The organism is Dyella kyungheensis, assembly GCF_016905005.1.
Taxonomy (GTDB): domain Bacteria; phylum Pseudomonadota; class Gammaproteobacteria; order Xanthomonadales; family Rhodanobacteraceae; genus Dyella; species Dyella kyungheensis.
The window spans coordinates 127,640-146,613 of the sequence record NZ_JADIKC010000002.1 but is presented as its reverse complement, the minus strand read 5'-3'; the positions used below and the strand labels follow the sequence as shown (position 1 = coordinate 146,613).

The window sequence follows — 18,974 nt, the reverse complement described above, 5'->3', positions numbered from 1 at the left end:
GCCTAGGGTGGCTCGATGACTCGCATCAATCTCACGCGCCGGCAGTTCCTGCGCGGCTTCGTCGACATGGTGGGCGCTGCCACGGCCGCGGAGCTCGGGTTGCTTGCCTGGTCATCGCCCGCCATCGGCGACGAAACGATGCCGCGCATGGCGATGCCCCAGCTCGCCGCGCCCAAGGTGCCACTGGTGAATCCGGTGACGTTGGCGCGTTTCGTCGATCCGCTACCGTTGCCCGCGCTGGCCAAGCCGGTGGGACAGCGCGCGCATCCGGCCTACCCCGGCAAGCAACTGCCGCTGTACCGGATGGAGATGCGCGCGTTCAAGACGCAACTGCATCGCGACTTGCCGGCGACGCCACTGTGGGGCTACGGCGGAACATTTCCCGGCCCGACCCTGCTCGCCCAACGCAACCATCCGCTGTTGATCGAATGGGCCAACGCGTTGCCCGAGAAACATTTCCTGCCGATCGATCACACCATCCACGGTGCCGAGCGCGACAAGCCGCAAGTGCGCACGGTGGCGCATGTGCATGGCGCGCGCGTGTCGCCGTCGAGCGATGGTTACCCTGAGGAATGGTTCGCGCCTGGGCATGCCACGCTATCGCACTACCCGAACGCGCAGGACGCGGCGACGCTCTGGTATCACGATCACGCCATGGGCATCACCCGTTTGAACATCTATGCGGGGTTGCTTGGCGCGTATCTCATTCATGACGACGCGGAACAGTCGCTCGGTCTCCCGAGCGGCGATTGCGACCTGCCGCTGATCCTGTGCGATCGCCTGATTGCGAAGGATGGCCAGCTTTACTACCCCGTGTCGGACGATCCGCAGGCGCCGTGGGTTTCCGAATGCAACGGCAACGCCATCCTGTGCAACGGCAAGCTGTTTCCCTTCCTGGAGGTCGAGCCTCGCCGTTATCGCCTGCGTCTGATCAATGCGGCCAATACGCGCTTCTATGAGATGTCGCTGTCCGGCGGGTTGTCGTTGACGCAGATCGCCAGCGATCAAGGCCTGCTGGCTGCACCCGTATCGCGTCAGCGCGTCACGCTGTATCCCGCCGAACGCGCCGATGTGGTGATCGATTTCTCCGGCATGGATGGAAAGCACGTGCAACTGCGCCAGCAGGCGGAAGCCATCATGGAATTTCGCGTGCGCGACCGGGGCCGCCGCGATACCGGCACGATGCCAGCCACGCTGCGCACCATCGAACGCCTGGCGCCGGCCAGTGCAGTGCGTGATCGCGTGCTCTCGCTGGGCGAACAGGACGATGCCGGCGGCAGCGCCATGATGATGATGCTCGGCGGCAAGCACTGGTCGGCACCGGTCACCGAAGACCCGCGCCAGGACACCACCGAAATCTGGAGCATGGTCAATCTCACCGGCGACGCGCATCCCATGCATCTGCATCTGGTGCGCTTCCAGGTGCTGGAGCGCCGCCCGTTCGACCTGTTCGCATGGAACGAGAGCAAGACGCTCAAATACACCGGCCCGGCGATACCACCCACGCCCGAAGAGATGGGCTGGAAGGATACGGTGCGCGCCGACCCGGGCATGGTCACGCGCATCATCGCGCGCTTCGAGGGCGAGCCCGGTCGATATGTGTGGCATTGCCATCTGCTGGAGCATGAGGACAACGAGATGATGAGGCCGTTTCAGTTGTTGCCGGCGTGACACGCCGGTAGTAGCGAACATCTCGCGAGTCTGTTTCCACAATCTCCCGCTTCGTTGAAACCTTCCCGCGAGCACCCGCCCCTCACCCCGGCCCTCTCCCCGCAGGGAGAGGGAGAAGTGGGATGTATCGCGAAGCAGTGACGCCAGGACGAGCTCCGCTTCAAGGCCGCCGCGCGGACGCGCTGCTCACCCAACGTTTAGACGTCCAAACGTGCGCCACCGCACGAACCTAGACACCCGTCGCAAGAGCAATTTCTTGCCGATCCGCATCCTTGAACGCCGGCCGGGGCGCCGCTATCCCAGCTGGCACGGTCATTCGCACGCTGTTCCGAAACGCAAGCACTTGCGACGCAACCCCGCTGTCACGAAAGCAGAAATACTTGTCGTAAAAACGCCAAGGGTCGGTCATCTGCCCGGACGAGACTCGCCCCCGGCTGAGCCGCCAAACGTTGCGAACAGGCGCCAGCCAATCAGGGGGTTCATTCGCGCAGCCTTCCTTCGGAAGCTGCTGGGAGATCGAAGTCATGTCTATGGCGCACGTTCGCAAGCGGCTGTTGCCGTTTGTCCTTGGAACGCTTTCCGTCGGCCTTGCCGGCGTAGTGAGTGCCCAGAGCAATTCCACCGAACAGAATGCCGTCCCGACCAGCCAGGTGCCCGCCTCTGGCGTCGCCGTGCTGCACCGGCCGGGCGGCGACGACAGCAACGACGATCGCACCAACACTCCGATCAAGCACGTGATCCTGCTGATCGGCGAGAACCGCACCTTCGATCACGTCTATGCCACGTACACGCCGCCACGCGGCCAGAGCGTGCAGAACCTGCTGTCCGAAGGCATCGTCAATGCCGACGGTACGCCGGGCCCGAATGTGGGTGCTGCCAAACAGTGGCAGGCCAGCAGCACCGGCAAGTTCGCGCTGGCACCCAAGCACACGACGGCCTTCGCCACGTTGCCGCCGATGAACACGGGCGGCGCTCCCACGCAGGCTCCGTTCGCGTCCGCGGCACAGGCGCAGGCCATCGAGCCGGCACTGCCTGCCGACGCGTACGGCGAGCTGGCGGCGGGTGGTACCGGATTGCCGAGCTCTGTGGTCGATACACGCTTCCCGTCGCAGCTGGCCAACGCGCCGGTCGATATGCACGCGTCGATCAGCTACGACGACTACGCCAACAGCCCGGTACACCGCTTCTTCCAGATGTGGCAGCAGATGGACTGCGACACGCGCGCCGCCAGCGCCAAGAATCCCAGCGGTTGCCGCATGGACCTGTTCCCGTGGGTGGAAACCACCGTGGGCGCCGGCACCAACGGCAAGGCGCAGCCGGCCGGTTTCGACGACCAGACCACCAGCGAAGGTTCGACGGCGATGCAGTTCCTCAACATGGCCAAGGGTGATGCGCCCTACTTCGCCGAACTCGCCCGCACCTACACGCTCAGCGACAACTTCCACCAGTCGGTGATGGGCGGCACGGGCGCCAACCACATCATGCTGGGCTTCGGCGACCTGGTGTACTACGCCGATGCGAACGGCGAACCGGCCACGCCACCGGCGAACCAGATCGAGAATCCGGACGCGCAGTCCGGCACCAACAACTGGTACGTGCAGGACGGCTACAGCGGCGGTTCCTACGTGAACTGCGCGGACGATTCGCAGCCCGGCGTGGCCGCCGTGAAGGACTATCTGAAGTCGCTGCCGTATCGCACCTTCCACGGCACCGATTGCAAGAAGAACGCCTACTACCTGGTGAACAACTACAACCCGGGCTATCTCGGTGACGGCACGCCGGCACCGCTGGGCGCGCAGCAGTTCACCATCCCGCCGACGCGCCAGGACAACCTCGCGCTGCTGCTGAACCGCCATCATGTGTCGTGGAAGTACTACGGCGAAGGCTACGCCGGCGGCAAGGAGAACGGCGAGGCAGGTACGTTCTGCAACATCTGCGATCCGTTCCTGTACTCCACGCAGGTGATGACCAATCCGAAGCTGCGCGCGAACAACCAGGACATCACCGACCTCTACAACGACATCCAGAACGACACGCTGCCGGCGGTTTCCATCGCCAAGCCGGACGGCATCCTGGACGGCCACCCGGCCTCGTCCAAGCTGGACCTGTTCGAAGGCTACGTGAGGAAGATCGTCGACCTGGCCAAGGCCAACCCGAAGGTGTGGAACGACACCGTGATCATGGTGACCTTCGACGAAGGCGGCGGCTACTACGACTCGGGCTACGTGCAGCCGATCGACTTCTTCGGCGACGGCACGCGCATCCCGCTGCTGGTGATCTCGCGCTACTCCGAGGGCGGCCGCGTGGTACACACGTACTACGACCACGTGTCGTTCGACAAATTCGTCGAAGCGAACTGGGGCCTGCGCGAAACGATCTCCCATCGCAGTCGCGACAATCTCCCCAACCCGGTGTCGTTGCCGAACAACCCGTATGTGCCGCTCAATGCACCGGCCATCGGCAACCTGATGAACATGTTCGAGTTCGGCAGCAGCGATGGTCATGGCCACGGCCATGGCAATGTGGCGGCCGCCGATACGCAGGACTGATGTTCTGACACATGCCTGGCCCTGCCCGCGGAAGCGGGCGGGGCCTTTCTTGCGTTTGGAGTACTGCCGGCCATGAGTTCTTCAAGTTCATCTGCCCGCGGCTGCGTGATCGCGCGCCGCATCGCGCTCGTGGTGTTGCTGGTTGCCGCGTTTATCGGTGAGCCAGGGCGCGCCGACCCGGGCGATTTTCAGGCGATGCCGGGTCTATGGAAGATCGTCACGCGCGTGCTCGATCACGGCAAGCCGGGTGAGCCGCAGCTGGCCTGGCATTGCGTGGACGAGGGCCCGGATCCGTGGGCGGAGTTTGCGCAGTTGCCTGTGCCGGGTCATGCGCAATGCGAGCGCTCGGAACAGCGACGCAGCAGTACGGCGTTGAGTTGGACGTTGCAGTGTGGGGGACTGATGGAGGCGGCGCGTGGGCGAGTGAGGTTCGACTCGGCGGAGCATTACACGGCGACCGTCGAAGTCGGGGGGAACGCGGTGGTGCAGGTGGAGGGGACGAGGTATGCGGCTTGTACGAGTCCAAAGGACTAAATGAGCCGTTTTTTGCGCTGCGATTGTCGCGTTGAGGCCAGGGTGCCGCTTACGCAGCGGGCGTTTCGATCGGCTGCCGCCGCTCGAGCCACTTTTCTTTGCTGGCCCACGCATGCGCAGGAGCGCATGCGAACGGCGAAGCCGGCCCGAAGGGCGGAGGGCAGGATGCCCGGAGTAAAGAAAAGTAACCCAAAGAAATGGCCTCAGAAGCTCACACCGACTGCGGTATACGAGCCTGCAGGATTCGGAGCCCGGATCGTCACGATCTCCCTAATCCACGGTATGGCTACATCGCGAGTAAGGCGGTGCTGAAGACTTAAAGCAGAGCGCTACGCGCCTTTGCGCCCTCTCCCCTGCGGGGAGAGGGCTGGGGTTAGGGGCGGGTGCTCGCGGAGCGTTGCTAGTTCGGGCTTTGGCTAGTGGGGCTGTGAGCAAAACCGCTTACTCATCCCGCCGCCGTCTGCGCCTTCAACGCCCGCTTCGCCGCCCGCTTCACGCGCCGCGCTTCCTTGCGGATCTTGCGGTCGTAATTCCACAGGTAGATCGCCGGCGTGCTGAGCAGCGTCAGCAGCTGCGAAACCAGCAGCCCGCCCACGATGGCCACGCCCAACGGTTGGCGCATTTCCGAACCGATGCCGAAGCCGATGGCCAGCGGCAGTGCGGCGCCCATCGCCACCAGGGTGGTCATGGTGATCGGACGGAAGCGCACCAGGGCGGCTTCGCGGATCGCGTCCGGTGGCGAGAGTCCGCGTTCTCGCTGCGCCACCAGGGCGAAGTCCACCATCAGGATGGCGTTCTTCTTCACGATGCCGATCAACATCAGGATCGCGATGATCGCCATCAGGGTGAGCTGTGTCTGCGTCACCAGCATCGCCAGGAACGCACCCATGCCGGCGGCGGGCAAGGTGGAGAGGATGGTCAGCGGATGGCCGAGGCTTTCGTAGAGAATGCCCAGCACGATGTACATCGCAATGATGGCGCCGAACAACAGCACCATGCCGTTGCTCTTGGCCTGCTGCAGGCGCTGGTTCTGGCCGGTCCATTCGATGCGCACGCCTTCGGGCAGGCCCACGATGATGCCCGCATTCTCCACCAGCCGGGTGCCGACGTCCTGCGTCACATCCTTGGCCAGGTTGTAGTTGATGGTCGAGGCTTCGAGCTGGTTGTGGTGACGGACGCGCGTGGGGCTCATGTTGGGCTCGATGCGCGCGATGGCCGAGAGCGGAATCATCTCGCCCTGCGCATTGCGTACGCGCACGTTGAGCAGCGCCTCGGGGCTCAGCGACGTCGCGGAACTGGAGGTCAGCACTACCCAGTACTGGTTGATGTCCGAATAGATCACCGACACCTGCCGCTGGCCGAAGGAGTTCAGCAGCGCGGTGTCCACGTCGCCCATGGTCACGCTCAGGCGTCCGGCCGCATTGCGGTCCACTTTCAATTGCTGCTGCTTGCCGACCAGGTCGAAGTTGCTGCCGACGTCGCGGAACTCCTTCATCTTGCGCATCTGCTGCACCATCTTCAGCGTCCACGGCTGCAGGTCTTCGCCGTTGCTGCCGATCAGCTGGAATTCGTAGGCGCCGCCCTTGTCACCGCTGCCGCCGCCGCCGAGGAACTGCACCAGGCTCAGCGAGACACGGATGCCCGGCAGCGTGTCGTACTTCTTGGACAGACGCTCCATCACCACCTTGGCGCTGTCGTGGCGATCGTTCGGCCCGCTGCCCTTGGGCTTCAGGTCGACGAACATGGTGCCCGCATTGCCCACGGCGCCGGAGCCGTCGTTGCCGCCCAGGGTGGTGAGCACGTCGAGCACGGCGGGGTCGGCTTTCATGATGTCGGCCGCGTGCTGCGCCTGCGTCGCCATCAGCGTGGGCGAGATATTGGCGTCGGCGCGGATGTCGCCCTGAAGCATGCCGATGTCTTCTTCCGGCATGAAGTTGCCGCCGGCCGTGGCCACCACCGCCCAGCCGAGCACGAACGTCGCGATCAGCAGGAACAAGGGCTGCCAGCGCATCACGCGGCGATGGTGCATGGCCCAGTCCAGCGCGCGCTCGTAGGCCCGGTGGAAGCCCTTGTCAAAGCGTTCCAGCGCTGCCTCGATGCGGCCCGGCGTACGTTCGCCCGGCTCTTCGTGCTTCAGCAGCTTGCCGCACAGCGCGGGCGTGAGCGTGAGCGAGACGATGGCGGAGATCACCACCGCCGCCGTCAGCGTGACCGAGAATTCGCGCAGCAACATGATCAACATGTTGTTGCCGAACAGCAGCGGCGCGAACACGGCCACCAGCGACAGCGTGATCGACACCACCGTGAAACCGATCTCGCGCACGCCGATCAAGGATGCCTGCAGCGGCGGTTCGCCGCGCTCCATATGGCGCACGATGTTCTCGATCACCACGATCGCATCGTCCACCACGAAGCCGATGCACAACACCAGCGCCACCAGCGACAAGGTATTGAGCGTATAGCCCAGCGCCAGCATCACCACGAACGCGCCGGCCAGCGACAGCGGCACGCTGAGCGAGGCAATCAGCGTGGGGCGCATGCGGCGCAGGAACACCAGCATCACCAGCACCACCATCACGATACTGATCATCAGGGCGACCTGCACTTCGTGCAGCGCCGACTTGGTGGTGGTGGTGAGATCGAAGATCGGCGTGATCTGAACGTCCGCCGGCATCCACTGGCGGAACTCCGGCAGGCGCCGGCGGATTTCGTCCACCGTCTCCACCGCGTTCGCCTCGGGACGCTTGCTGATCTGCATCGCCACGGTCGACTGGCCGTTGAACCATGCGCCCTGGTAGATGTCCTGCTGGCCGCTGGTCACCTTCGCCACGTCCGACAGGCGCACGGGCGCGCCGTTCTTGGAGGCGATCAGCACGTTGGCGAAATCGGCCGCTTCGCTCAGGCCGTCGTTCGCCGTCACCGTCATCTGCGTGTTGCCGTCGGTGAGGATGCCTTGGGGTGACGTCACGTTCGCCGCGATCAGCGCGTTGCGCACGTCGTTGGCGGTGAGCTTCTTGCTGGCCAGCGCGTTGATGTCCAACTCCACGCGAACCGCATGCGGCGTACCGCCGAACACCTGCACCTGTGCCACGCCGGGAATCTGCGCCACGGCGGGCTTGAGCAGGGTATCGGTGAGGTCGTACAGCTTGTCCTGCGGCAGGCCGGTGGAGGTGAGCGAGACCAGCAGGATCGGTATCTGCGAGGTGTCGAACTTGAAGTACTGCGGCGGGCTGGGCAACTGCGGCAGGTCGGCCTGCGCCGCATTGATCGCCGCCTGGACGTCGCGTGCGGCCTTGTCGGCGGTGCGGTCGAAGGTGAAGCGCACCTGGATCGAAGCCGAACCCTCCGACGCGTTGCCGTACATGTCGTCGATGCCGGGAATGCGCCCGATATGCCGTTCCAGCGGCGCCAGCACGGTGGACGCCATGGTCTGCGCGCTCGCGCCCGGCATCTGCGCCACGATGTACACGCCGGGAAATTCCAGCGACGGCAGCGCGGCCACGCCCAGCAGGCGATACGCGAAGGCGCCCGCCAGCAGCAGGCCAAGCGCCAGCAGCGAGGTGCCCACGGGTCGACGAATCAGGGGGGCGAAGATATTCACGGGGTTTCCATACCGGTTAGGGCGCGTGCCCGTCACCCAGGCAGACCATCAGCGAGGGTACGCGTTCACGTAAGCGAGGCGAGAAGCCCGCCTATAGTGCCATTTATGCCTGCGGGGGCGGTTCGGGCGAATGTGCCTGAAGTCGGTCCGTGCCGGAAGGCAGGGGGTGGGATGGGTTATGGGTTACGCAGTGCGTAAGGCGAAGCACCGCGCGCCTTTTGGCTCCCTCTCCCCTGCGGGGAGAGGGCTGGGGTGAGGGGCGGGTGCTCGCGGCGGACTTGCTACTCGAGCGTTGCTCTCATCCTGCCGCCGTCTGCACCTTCAACCCCCGCTTGGCCGCTCGCTTCGCCCGCCGCGCTTCCTTCCGCACCTTGCGGTCGTAATTCCACAGATAGATCGCCGGCGTGCTCAACAGCGTCAGCAGCTGTGAGACCAGCAAACCGCCCACGATGGCTACGCCCAGTGGCTGGCGCAGTTCCGAGCCGATGCCGAAACCGATGGCCAGCGGCAGCGCCGCGCCCATGGCGACCAGGGTGGTCATGGTGATGGGGCGGAAGCGGACCAAGGCGGCTTCGCGGATCGCGTCCGGAGGCGACAGGCCGTGTTCGCGTTGCGCCACCAGGGCGAAGTCGACCATCAGGATCGCGTTCTTCTTCACGATGCCGATCAACATCAGGATCGCGATGATCGCCATCAGCGACATCGGCGTGCCGGTGACCAGCATCGCCAGGAACGCACCCGCGCCGGCCGCCGGCAGCGTGGACAGGATGGTCAGCGGATGACCGAGGCTTTCATAGAGGATGCCCAGCACGATGTACATCGCCAGGATCGAACCCAGCAGCAGCACGTTCGCATTGGACTTGGTCTCCTGCAGGCTCTGCGCATCGCCCGAATAGCCCAGCTGGATGCCCGCCGGCAGGCGCGCCTCGGCCACGATCTGTTCGATCAAGGCCATCGCCTTGTCCTGCGGCATGCCTTGCTCGACGTTGTAGTAGATCTGCGTCGCTTCCATCTGGTTGGTATGGATGACGAACGTGGGTATCACGGTGGGCTCGATGCGTGCCACCGCGGAAAGCGGCACCATCGCGCCGGTGTCGCTGCGAACATAGGTATTGAGCAAGGTCTCCGGACTCAGCGAGCGCTCCGAGGCCGACGTCAGCACCACCCAGTACTGGTTGATGTTGGAATAGATGATCGACACCTGCCGCTGGCCGAACGCGTTGTACAGCGCGGAATCGATGTTGCCCATGCTCAGGTGCAGGCGTCCCGCCGCGAGACGGTCCACGGTGAGCATCTGCTGTTTGTCGATGTCGTCGTAGTCGCTGCTGACGTCGCGGAATTCCTTGTGCTTGCGCATCAGCTGGGTGACTTTGTACGCCCACGGCTGCAGGTCCGCATTGTCGCTGCTGACCAGCTGGAAACTCTGGCTGCCCCGATTGCTGTTGTCGTTGTCGTTGAAGAAGCCGATCGGATTGAGCGCCACGTGCAGCTCGGGCAGCTTTTCATAGGCCTTGTTGAGCCGCGCCATGGTCTCCTTGATCGACTCCTGCCGCGTACCCGGTCCGTGGCCGCGCGGTTTGAGATCGACGAACATGGTGGCCTGGTTGCCCACCGCACCGCCCGCGTTGTCGCTGCCCAGGAAGGTGGTGACATCGAGCACGGCCGGGTCGGCCAGCATGATCGCCGCGGCCTTCTTGGCTCGTTCGGCCATCAGCGTGGGCGAGATGTTGGTGTCCGCGCGCACGTCGCCCTGAATCATGCCGATGTCTTCCTGCGGCATGAAATTGAAGCCGTACAGCTTGACCACGCTCATCGCCATGCCGATGGTGAGCACCAGCAGGATCAACGGCTGCCAGCGCATCAGGCGACGATGATGCATCGCCCAGTCCAGGCCGCGCGCGTAGATGCGGTGCAACCAGCGGTCGAAGCGCTCGAGCACCTTCTCCATGCGGTTGGGCTCGCGCCCGCCGGCACTTTCCAGGGTGAGGTAGCGGCCGCACAGCGCCGGCGTCAGCGTCAGCGAAATCACCGCGGAGATCACCACGGCCGCGGTCAACGTCACCGAGAACTCGCGCAGCAGCATGGTGAACTGGTTGTTGCCGAACAGCAGCGGCGCGAACACGGCGATCAACGACAAGGTGATCGACACCACCGTGAAGCCGATTTCCTTGACGCCATCCATCGACGCCTGCAATGGTGGTGAACCGTGCTCCATATGGCGCACGATGTTTTCGATCACCACGATCGCATCGTCCACCACGAAGCCGATGCACAACACCAGGGCCACCAGCGACAACGTGTTGAGGGTGAAATCCAGTGCCCACATCACGGTGAACGCGCCCGCCAGCGACAGCGGCACGCTCAGCATGGCGATCAGGGTGGGACCGACGCGGCGCAGGAACACCAGCATCACCAGCGCCACCAGCGCCACGCTGATCAACAGCGCCACTTCCACTTCGTGCAACGCCGACTTGGTGGTCTGGGTCAGATCGAAGATCGGCGTGATCTGCAGATCCGCCGGCAACCACGCGCGCATCTGCGGCAGCTTCGCGCGGATGGCGTCGGCGGTGGCGACGGCGTTCGCTTCCGGTCGCTTGCTGATGCGCACGGCGACGGCGCGCTGGTTGTTGAACCACGCCGCCTGGTATTCGTCCTGCTGGCCGGTCTTGACCTTCGCCACGTCGGACAGGCGCACCTGCGAGTCTTTCTGCACGGCGATGAGCAGCTTGCCGAATTCCTGCGGCGTGCTCAGCGCGTCGGTGGCCGCCACCGTCATCTGCGTACGGCCGTCGCTCAACGCCCCTTCGGGTGAAGTGACATTGGCGGCGCGCAAGGCGTTGGCCACGTCGTTGGCGGTCAGGCCCTTGGCGGCCAATGCGGCCGTATCCATTTCCACGCGCACGGCGCGCGGACGACCGCCGATCACACGCACCTGCGCCACGCCCGGGATCTGCGACAGCGCGGGATTGATCAATGTATCGGCAAGGTCGTACAGCTTGTCCGGCGGCAGCGTCTTAGAGGTCAGCGACAGCAGCAGCACCGGGATATTGGCGGTGTTGAACTTGAAGTAGCGCGGCGGTATCGGGATGTTCGCCGGCAGGTCGGCCTGCGCTGCGTTGATGGCCGCCTGCACGTCACGCGCAAGCTTGTCGGTGTTGTTGCCGAAGTTGAAGATGATGCGCACCGAGGTGGAACCATCGTTGCTTTCCGAGTGCATCTCCTTGATGCCGGGGATGCGACCCAGATGGCGTTCCAACGGCGCGGCCACGGTGGATGCCATGGTCTGCGCGTTCGCGCCCGGCAACTCGGTATAGACCACCATGCCCGGAAATTCGAGCGACGGCAGCGCGGCCACACCCAGCAACAGGTAGGCACAGAAACCGGCCAAAGCGAGTCCGATGGCCAGCAACGAAGTGCCGATGGGGCGACGTATGAATGGTGCGAACAGGTTCACGGCAAGCGACCGTTGAGACGGCGCGCCCCATCCGCGCCTCGTGACACGGGATGCTACCCATACCAGCCATCCCGGACGCCTTTATGCCCGCAAACACGAGCGACCGAATGTGCCGTTAGTGGTGTGCCGAAAGCCATGTCCTGCGCCGGCGGAGCGACACTGGCAAAGCGTTTCACCGCATCGTCACGGTAACGCCGTAGCTCGTGCGACAGGCAACCTCAGTCGGTCTGCAATTCCGCCACGAAGTCGTAGATGTCGCCGCGATACCACGAGGTGGTGAACTCCACCACGCGGCCGTCGTCGAGGAAGCTGCGGCGTTCGATATTGAGGCCGGCACTGCCCGCTGGCACGTGCAGCAGGCGTGCCTGCTGCGCGCCCAGCGAGACCGCGCGCAGGCGTTGCAATGCGCGGCGCGGACGGGCGCCCAGCGCTTCGAGCACTTCGTACAGCGAGTCCTGCACGATGGTCGGATCGGGCAGGATGCTGGCGGGCACCACGCTGCGTTCGATCGCCAGCGGCTCTTCCTTGGCGTAACGCACGCGGTGCAGGCGCGCCACCAGCACGCCCGGCGAGAGGTTGAGCGCCATCGATTCTTCCGGCGTCACTTCGCCAATGATGCGTTCGGAAAACTCGGAGCGCGGATTGAGGCCACGCGCACGCAAGTCCTCGGTGAAGCTGGTGAGGCGCGACATCGGCTTGATGATGCGTTCCGCCACGAAGGTGCCGGCGCCATGGCGCTGGTTGAGCAGGCCTTCCTCGACCAGGCCCGAGATGGCCTTGCGCACGGTGACGCGTGAAAGCTGCAACAGGCGTGAGAGATCGCGCTCGCTGGGCAACGCCTGACCCGGCTCGATATCGCGGTGTTCGACCACGTTGCGGATGGCCCGGCGCAGGCGCAGATACGCCAGCGGCTGGCTGGTGGCGGGGTCGCGGCTGAGCCGGCGGTATTCGTTGACGAGGGCGGTTTCCATACCGGAACGATACCAATGACCATACCAATGTGGCAATCAGGTGTTTTTTCGCGGCCTTGCGCGTGGTACCAATTTTGCTGGCGAATCCTTGCCCAGCGCGGGTTCACCGGGTGTCGCCGGGGAACTGGTGTTGTCTGGTATGTCACTGGTACGATCTGCGGGCCAGGTGCGTGGTATGCATGCCACACACCCGTTCCCCGCATCGCCTCGAGGTGACTGAAGTGACTGCTTCTTCCCAGCCGGTCGAGATCTTCGACCTGGTGATTTTCGGCGGCACCGGCGACCTTGCCCTGCGCAAGCTGCTGCCAGCGCTGTACCACCGTTACGCGGACGGCCAGATCCCCGCCGGCAGCCGCATCATCGGCATCGCCCGCGAAGGCCTCGACGACGAAGGCTACCGGGACAACCTGCGCAGCGTCCTGAAGAAGGACGGCAACGGCAAGGTCGAAGACTTTCTCAAGCTGGTCGGCTACCGCTCGCTCGATGCCCGCAAGGACGACGGCTGGGACGATTTCGCCCAGCTGATGGGCAAGGACGCGGAGCGTATCCGCGTGTTCTACCTGTCCACCTCGCCCGACCTGTTCGTCGACATCTGCAACCGCCTGGGCAAGTACGACCTCAACAAGGGCAAGTCGCGCGTGGTGCTGGAAAAGCCCATCGGCCACGACCTCAAGAGCGCCAACCAGATCAACGACGACGTCGGCCGCTTCTTCGAGGAGTCGCAGACGTTCCGCATCGATCATTACCTCGGCAAGGAAACGGTGCAGAACCTGCTCGCGTTGCGCTTCGGCAATGCGCTGTTCGAACCGCTGTGGAATGCCGAGCACATCGACCACGTGCAGATCACCGTGGCCGAAACGCTGGGCGTGGGCCAGCGCGCGGGCTATTACGACCATGCCGGCGCGCTGCGCGACATGGTGCAGAACCATATCCTGCAGCTGCTGTGCATGCTGGCGATGGAGCCGCCATCCTCGCTCGCGCCCGACGCGGTGCGCGACGAGAAGCTCAAGGTGCTGCGTTCGCTCAAGCCGATCAATGAAAGCAATGCCGCCCAGCTCACCGTGCGCGGCCAGTATCGCGCCGGCTCCGCCGAAGGCCAGGCCGTGCCGGGTTATCTCGACGAGCTGAAGGACCACAAGTCCAACACCGAGACCTTCGTGGCGGTGAAGGCCGAGATCGCCAACTGGCGCTGGGCCGGCGTGCCGTTCTATCTGCGCACCGGCAAGCGTCTGCCCGAGCGCGTGTCGGAGATCACGGTGGTGTTCAAGGCCGTGCCGCACTCCATCTTCGATCCGTCGGCCGGCCCGCTCGCGCAAAACCGCCTGGTGCTGCGTCTGCAGCCGGACGAAGACATCAAGCTGTGGCTCACCATCAAGCATCCGGGTCCCGGCGGCCTGCGCCTGCGCCATGTGCCGCTGGACATGAGTTTTGCCGAAGCGTTCGGCGTGCAGCAGCCCGATGCGTACGAGCGCCTGCTGCTCGACGTGGTGCGCGGCAATCCCACGCTGTTCATGCGCCGCGATGAAGTGGAAGCGGCATGGCGCTGGGCCGATCCCATCCTCGGTGCGTGGGCGGACAGCGGCGAAGCGCCGCGTCCGTATACCTCGGGTACCTGGGGTCCGAGTGCTGCCGTGGCGCTGATCGAGCGCGATGGCCGCACCTGGAACGAGGACAGTGAATAAGCCGTCGTTCGGTTTGGTCGAAAGCGATGCACGGGTGCTTCACCTGTGCATCGCGGAACGGTTCCTAGACTGCCCGCCCGTCTCATCTTTTCGCGACGCGTGTGTTTCCGCGAAGCCGCCGCTGCCTATCCATCATGCCTGACACCCTCGACGTCACCAGCCACAGTTTCACCGACTGCCATGCGCTTGCCCGTGCATTGGCCGAACGCATCGCCGGTCGCCTGCGCAACGCCGTCACCGAGCGCGGCCATGCACTGCTCGCCGTTTCCGGCGGCAGCACGCCGAAACACTTCTTCGAGGCGTTGTCGCGCCAGACGCTGGACTGGTCGAAGGTGCAGGTGACGCTGGTGGACGAGCGCTGGGTGCCCGAGAGCAACGAGCGTTCCAATGCCGCGATGGTCAAGGCCATGTTGCTGCAGCACGAGGCGAGCCAGGCGCAGTTCGTGCCGCTCTACAGCGATGCGCCCACGCCCGAGGCGGGTCTTGCCGCGGTGCGTGCACGCGTGGCCTCGCTCGAGCTGCCGTTCGACGCGGTGATCCTGGGCATGGGCAACGACGGGCACACCGCATCGTTCTTTCCCGAAGGCGATCGTCTGCCCGAAGCGCTCGACCTCAACAACACCGCGCGCGTCCTGCCGATGCGTGCGGCCGGTGCCGGCGAACCGCGCATCACCTTCACCTTGTCGGCGCTGCTCGACACGCGTGCGTTGTATCTGCACATCGAAGGCGAGGCCAAGCGACAGCTGCTGGCCGACGCGCGGCTGGCCCTGGGCGAGGCCGCGAACTTTCCCGTGCGCTCGGTGCTGACCCAGCAGCGCGTGCCGGTTGCCGTGTACTGGTGCCCTTGAGGCATCCGCGGCTTCACCGATGAATCGATGCGCTGACCGGCGCATCGCCTGATGCTTCCGGAGTTCGAACATGACTGTGCTGCACCCCGTCCTCGTCGAAGTCACCGAACGCCTGCGTGAGCGCAGCCGCGACTCGCGTGTCGACTATCTGCGACGCATCGACGCCGCCAAAGGCAACGGCGTCCATCGCGAGCGCCTTTCCTGCGGCAATCTCGCGCACGGTTTTGCGGCCTGCGGCCCGACCGACAAGGAACGCCTGCGCGAAGGCCACACGCCCAACCTCGCCATCATCAACGCCTATAACGACATGCTTTCGGCGCATCAGCCGTACGAGCGTTATCCGGAGCTGATCCGCAACGTGGCGCGCGAAGCGGGCATCACCGCGCAGATGGCCGGTGGCGTGCCGGCGATGTGCGACGGCATCACCCAGGGCCGGGCCGGCATGGAGATGTCGCTGTTTTCGCGCGATCTCATCGCCATGGCCACGGCCGTCTCGCTGTCGCACGACATGTTCGACGGCGCCTTGTACCTGGGCATCTGCGACAAGATCGTGCCGGGCCTGTTGATCGGCGCGCTGAGCTTTGGCCACCTGCCCGGCATCTTCGTGCCCAGCGGCCCGATGCCCAGCGGTATCAGCAACGAACAGAAATCGAAGGTGCGCCAGGCCTATGCCGAAGGCAAGGCGACCAAGGCCGAATTGCTGGAGGCGGAAGCTGCGTCGTATCACACGGCGGGCACCTGCACCTTCTACGGCACCGCCAACTCCAACCAGATGCTGATGGAGATCATGGGCCTGCACCTGCCCGGCTCCAGCTTCGTGGCGCCGGAAACGCCGCTGCGCGATGCGCTCACGCGCGAAGCCGTGCATCGCGTGGCCGAGTTGGGCGCACCGGGTTCGTCGTATCTGCCGGTCGGACACATCATCGACGAACGCGCCATCATCAACGGCGTGATCGGGCTGCATGCCACCGGCGGTTCCACCAATCACCTGTTGCATCTGGTGGCGATCGCACGCGCCGCGGGCATCGAACTGCGCTGGGACGATTTCGATGCGCTGTCCTCGGTGGTTCCGCTGCTGGCACGCGTCTATCCGAACGGCTATGCCGACGTGAACCAGTTCCACGAGGCCGGCGGCATGGCCTTCCTGATCGACCAGCTGCTGAGCCATGGCCTGCTGCATGCCGACGTGCACACCGTGTTCGGCACGGGCATGGACGGCTATACGGCGGTGCCGCATATCGACGAACACGGCGCGCTGGCATGGACCCCGGTGTCCAAGGAAAGCGGCAACCGCGGCGTGCTGCGCGGCGCGGCGGAACCGTTCCGCGCCGACGGCGGCCTGCGCATGCTGGACGGCAATCTCGGCCGCGCGGTGATCAAGGTTTCTTCGGTGCCGGACGACCGCCTCGTGATCGAAGCGCCGGCTATCGTGTTCCACGACCAGGACGACGTGCGCAAGGCCTTCGAGCGCGGCGAGCTCAATCGCGATTTCGTCGCGGTGGTGCGCTTCCAGGGTCCGCAGGCCAACGGCATGCCCGAGCTGCACAAGCTCACGCCCACGCTCTCGGTGCTGCAGGACCGCGGCCATCGCATCGCCCTGCTCACCGACGGCCGCATGTCGGGCGCGTCGGGACGCGTGCCGGCGGCCATCCATGTGACGCCGGAAGCGCAGGCGAACGGACCGATCTCGCGCATTCGCGACGGCGACATCGTGCGCCTGGATGCCGTGCACGGTCGCCTGGACGTGCTGGTGGAGGCTGCCGATTTCGAAGCGCGCGTGCCGGCCACGGCGGACTTGTCCGCGCACCAGTTCGGCTTGGGCCGCGAACTGTTCGGCATGTTCCGCCGCAACGCCACCACCGCCGATCTCGGCGCCGGCGTTTTTTGACGCCGCGCCTTATCCACCTCGATACGTACGGAAAGCCATGAGCATCGAAAACAAGCAGAAGCAGGTCGAATCCACGCTGCGCCTCGCGCCGGTGGTCCCCGTGGTGATCATCGACGACGCCCGCCAGGCGGTGCCGATGGCGCGCGCCCTGGTGGCCGGCGGCATTCCCGCGATCGAAGTCACGCTGCGCACGCCGGCTGCGCTGGATGCGATCAAGGCGATCGCCGAGGAAGTGGAAGGCGCGGTGGTCGGCGTGGGCACCGTGCTCAGCGCCAAGGACCTGCGCGCCGCGCACAAGGCTGGCGCGAAGTTCGCCGTATCGCCCGGCGTGTCGCCGGGCTTGCTGGATGCGGCTGACGACAGCGAACTGCCGCTGCTACCCGGCGCTGCTACCGCCAGCGAAGTGATGACCCTGCTCGAGCGCGGTTATCGCTTCCTCAAACTCTTCCCCGCCGTGCCGGTCGGCGGGCACAAGCTGCTCGGCGCCTGGGCCAGCCCGCTGCCGCAGGTGAAATTCTGCCCCACCGGCGGCATCAGCCTGAGCAGTGCACCCGACTTTCTTTCGTTATCCAATGTTGTCTGCGTCGGCGGTTCATGGCTTACCCCCGCCGACAAACTGCATGCCGGCGATTGGGCTGGTATCGAGTTGCTGGCGCGCGAAGCGGCCGCACTACGCTGAGTGCCTGCAGGGTATCTGGCGTGGCCCAGATGCCCATGGCACAGTGCGCCCATCCCATATTCCGGAGGGGCGGAATGCGCATCGGCAAGGCAGTTGGCTGGTTGTTGTGCGGCTCACTGATGTCTTTCGTCGCAGACGCGCACGCCGCGGAGCCCGACGACGCCATCACGGCATGTCCCGTGCGCAAGCTTGAGATGGACATCGAGCGCTTGAAGTCCGAAGCGGATGTGCAATCCGTGATGCTCGATCCGGCTGGGCTGCGGGCGACCGTGTTGTACCGCAACGGTGATGTGCTCCGGGTGGGCACCATCGGATGCATGACGCCGATGATCGCTGCGCGCCTCTGGGTGGTGAACGATGAAGGCCGCACCGATCAGGGATGGATGGCGCGTGCGCGTACGATCGCGCAGGTGGTGCTTACGACGAGTCAGTTCTCGCGGGTCGATGCCGCGCTGCAGGGGGCTCAGACCGTCATTCCAACCGACACCGGCTTCAAGTTCGAGCGTGCGCTGACCGGCGGTGCGGGTTACTCCGTAGCGGTGCTTCGCGCTCCGCATGACAGCCTGGGGCCGTCGCTGTCGGCGGTTTTCAGCAACCTCTGATGCGCCGTGGCCCGTGCAAGCCGGGCCACGGTTTACCCGTTACGGCGCGGGAGCCGGCGTCTTGTCGACGCATTCCTGCACCTGCTGGAAATACCAGGTGTCGTCTTCGTCGAAGTTCGAGTAGTACGTGGCCACCGTGTGGTCGCTCACCGGTTTGATGTCCACCAGCGCCACGGCAGGGCCGTTCTCGGTCTGATGGATCTCGATGGTGGTGCCGGTGTAGAGCACGTACGACTCCAGGTGCACCGGCTTGCTGCCCCAGGCGCCGGAAATGCACGAGGCGATGTCGGCCGCGCTACCCGGCCCCGCATACGAGGCGGTGGGCTTGGAATTGCGCAGGCTGCCGGCGCTGGCGCAACCGGCCAGCAGCGTTACCGTCATGGCAAGAACCACATATCGTTTCATCGAGCGTCTTCCGTGGGTGGGATGGGAGCTGTCGTGCCCATGGTAGGTGGGCAAGGCTTTGGTGCAAGTCCTTGTAGGAAACGTACCATC

12 protein-coding genes are annotated in these 18,974 nt (G+C 65.1%); 8 read left to right on the top strand and 4 right to left on the bottom strand.

Annotated features, from left to right (window positions below; translation table 11 throughout):
• Positions 1 to 15: 15 nt before the first annotated feature.
• The 3 genes from ISP20_RS03845 (at position 16) to ISP20_RS03835 (ending at position 4,754) form a co-directional block, all read left to right on the top strand.
• Positions 16 to 1,671 carry a multicopper oxidase family protein gene (locus ISP20_RS03845; RefSeq protein WP_239535305.1) on the top strand — a complete coding sequence of 552 codons (1,656 nt, stop codon included), beginning with the start codon at positions 16 to 18 and terminating at the stop codon, positions 1,669 to 1,671.
• Positions 1,672 to 2,195: 524 nt separating this feature from the next.
• Positions 2,196 to 4,220, top strand: coding sequence for an alkaline phosphatase family protein (locus ISP20_RS03840; RefSeq protein ID WP_239535304.1), 2,025 nt, complete (start codon positions 2,196 to 2,198; stop codon positions 4,218 to 4,220).
• Between the two features lie 72 nt (positions 4,221 to 4,292).
• Entirely contained in the window at positions 4,293 to 4,754 is a 462-nt protein-coding gene (locus ISP20_RS03835; RefSeq protein ID WP_204634749.1) for a DUF3617 domain-containing protein, read from the top strand.
• A gap of 445 nt (positions 4,755 to 5,199) precedes the next feature.
• Here the strand turns inward: ISP20_RS03835 and ISP20_RS03830 are convergent, their stop codons facing one another.
• The 3 genes from ISP20_RS03830 to ISP20_RS03820 form a co-directional block, all read right to left on the bottom strand.
• The gene (locus tag ISP20_RS03830; protein ID WP_204634748.1) at positions 5,200 to 8,355 is read right to left on the bottom strand and encodes an efflux RND transporter permease subunit; all 3,156 of its coding nucleotides are present in this window, start codon (positions 8,353 to 8,355) and stop codon (positions 5,200 to 5,202) included.
• A gap of 298 nt (positions 8,356 to 8,653) precedes the next feature.
• Complete coding sequence (locus ISP20_RS03825) at positions 8,654 to 11,809, bottom strand: efflux RND transporter permease subunit (RefSeq protein ID WP_204634747.1); 3,156 nt, start codon at positions 11,807 to 11,809, stop codon at positions 8,654 to 8,656.
• A gap of 218 nt (positions 11,810 to 12,027) precedes the next feature.
• Positions 12,028 to 12,780 (bottom strand): GntR family transcriptional regulator, encoded by a 753-nt coding sequence (locus ISP20_RS03820; RefSeq protein WP_204634746.1) that lies wholly within the window; start codon positions 12,778 to 12,780, stop codon positions 12,028 to 12,030.
• 221 nt (positions 12,781 to 13,001) lie between these two features.
• Between ISP20_RS03820 and zwf the strand changes: the two genes are divergently transcribed.
• The 5 genes from zwf (at position 13,002) to ISP20_RS03795 (ending at position 18,479) form a co-directional block, all read left to right on the top strand.
• Positions 13,002 to 14,462: a glucose-6-phosphate dehydrogenase gene (gene zwf, locus ISP20_RS03815; protein WP_204634745.1), complete on the top strand. Its 1,461-nt coding sequence runs from the start codon at positions 13,002 to 13,004 to the stop codon at positions 14,460 to 14,462.
• A 134-nt stretch (positions 14,463 to 14,596) separates the two neighbouring features.
• Entirely contained in the window at positions 14,597 to 15,310 is a 714-nt protein-coding gene (pgl, locus tag ISP20_RS03810; RefSeq protein WP_204634744.1) for a 6-phosphogluconolactonase, read from the top strand.
• 70 nt (positions 15,311 to 15,380) lie between these two features.
• Positions 15,381 to 17,198: a phosphogluconate dehydratase gene (gene edd / locus ISP20_RS03805; protein WP_204634743.1), complete on the top strand. Its 1,818-nt coding sequence runs from the start codon at positions 15,381 to 15,383 to the stop codon at positions 17,196 to 17,198.
• Between the two features lie 37 nt (positions 17,199 to 17,235).
• On the top strand, positions 17,236 to 17,877 hold the full coding sequence (locus tag ISP20_RS03800; protein WP_204634742.1) for a bifunctional 4-hydroxy-2-oxoglutarate aldolase/2-dehydro-3-deoxy-phosphogluconate aldolase: 642 nt from the start codon (positions 17,236 to 17,238) through the stop codon (positions 17,875 to 17,877).
• Between the two features lie 74 nt (positions 17,878 to 17,951).
• Positions 17,952 to 18,479, top strand: a complete 528-nt coding sequence (locus ISP20_RS03795) for a hypothetical protein (protein ID WP_204634741.1) — start codon at positions 17,952 to 17,954, stop codon at positions 18,477 to 18,479.
• Positions 18,480 to 18,518: 39 nt separating this feature from the next.
• On the opposite strand, the gene ISP20_RS03790 is transcribed toward ISP20_RS03795, so the two are convergent.
• Entirely contained in the window at positions 18,519 to 18,884 is a 366-nt protein-coding gene (locus ISP20_RS03790) for a hypothetical protein (protein ID WP_204634740.1), read from the bottom strand.
• Positions 18,885 to 18,974: the final 90 nt, after the last annotated feature.

What these genes read in the sequence shown, in the direction of transcription:
- ISP20_RS03845 (WP_239535305.1), top strand. Translation starts at nt 16, where the DNA reads ATGACTCGCATCAATCTCACGCGCCGGCAGTTCCTGCGCGGCTTCGTC.
- ISP20_RS03840 (WP_239535304.1), top strand. Translation starts at nt 2,196, where the DNA reads ATGTCTATGGCGCACGTTCGCAAGCGGCTGTTGCCGTTTGTCCTTGGA.
- ISP20_RS03835 (WP_204634749.1), top strand. Translation starts at nt 4,293, where the DNA reads ATGAGTTCTTCAAGTTCATCTGCCCGCGGCTGCGTGATCGCGCGCCGC.
- ISP20_RS03820 (WP_204634746.1), bottom strand. Translation starts at nt 12,780, where the DNA reads ATGGAAACCGCCCTCGTCAACGAATACCGCCGGCTCAGCCGCGACCCC.
- pgl (WP_204634744.1), top strand. Translation starts at nt 14,597, where the DNA reads ATGCCTGACACCCTCGACGTCACCAGCCACAGTTTCACCGACTGCCAT.
- edd (WP_204634743.1), top strand. Translation starts at nt 15,381, where the DNA reads ATGACTGTGCTGCACCCCGTCCTCGTCGAAGTCACCGAACGCCTGCGT.
- ISP20_RS03800 (WP_204634742.1), top strand. Translation starts at nt 17,236, where the DNA reads ATGAGCATCGAAAACAAGCAGAAGCAGGTCGAATCCACGCTGCGCCTC.
- ISP20_RS03795 (WP_204634741.1), top strand. Translation starts at nt 17,952, where the DNA reads ATGCGCATCGGCAAGGCAGTTGGCTGGTTGTTGTGCGGCTCACTGATG.
- ISP20_RS03790 (WP_204634740.1), bottom strand. Translation starts at nt 18,884, where the DNA reads ATGAAACGATATGTGGTTCTTGCCATGACGGTAACGCTGCTGGCCGGT.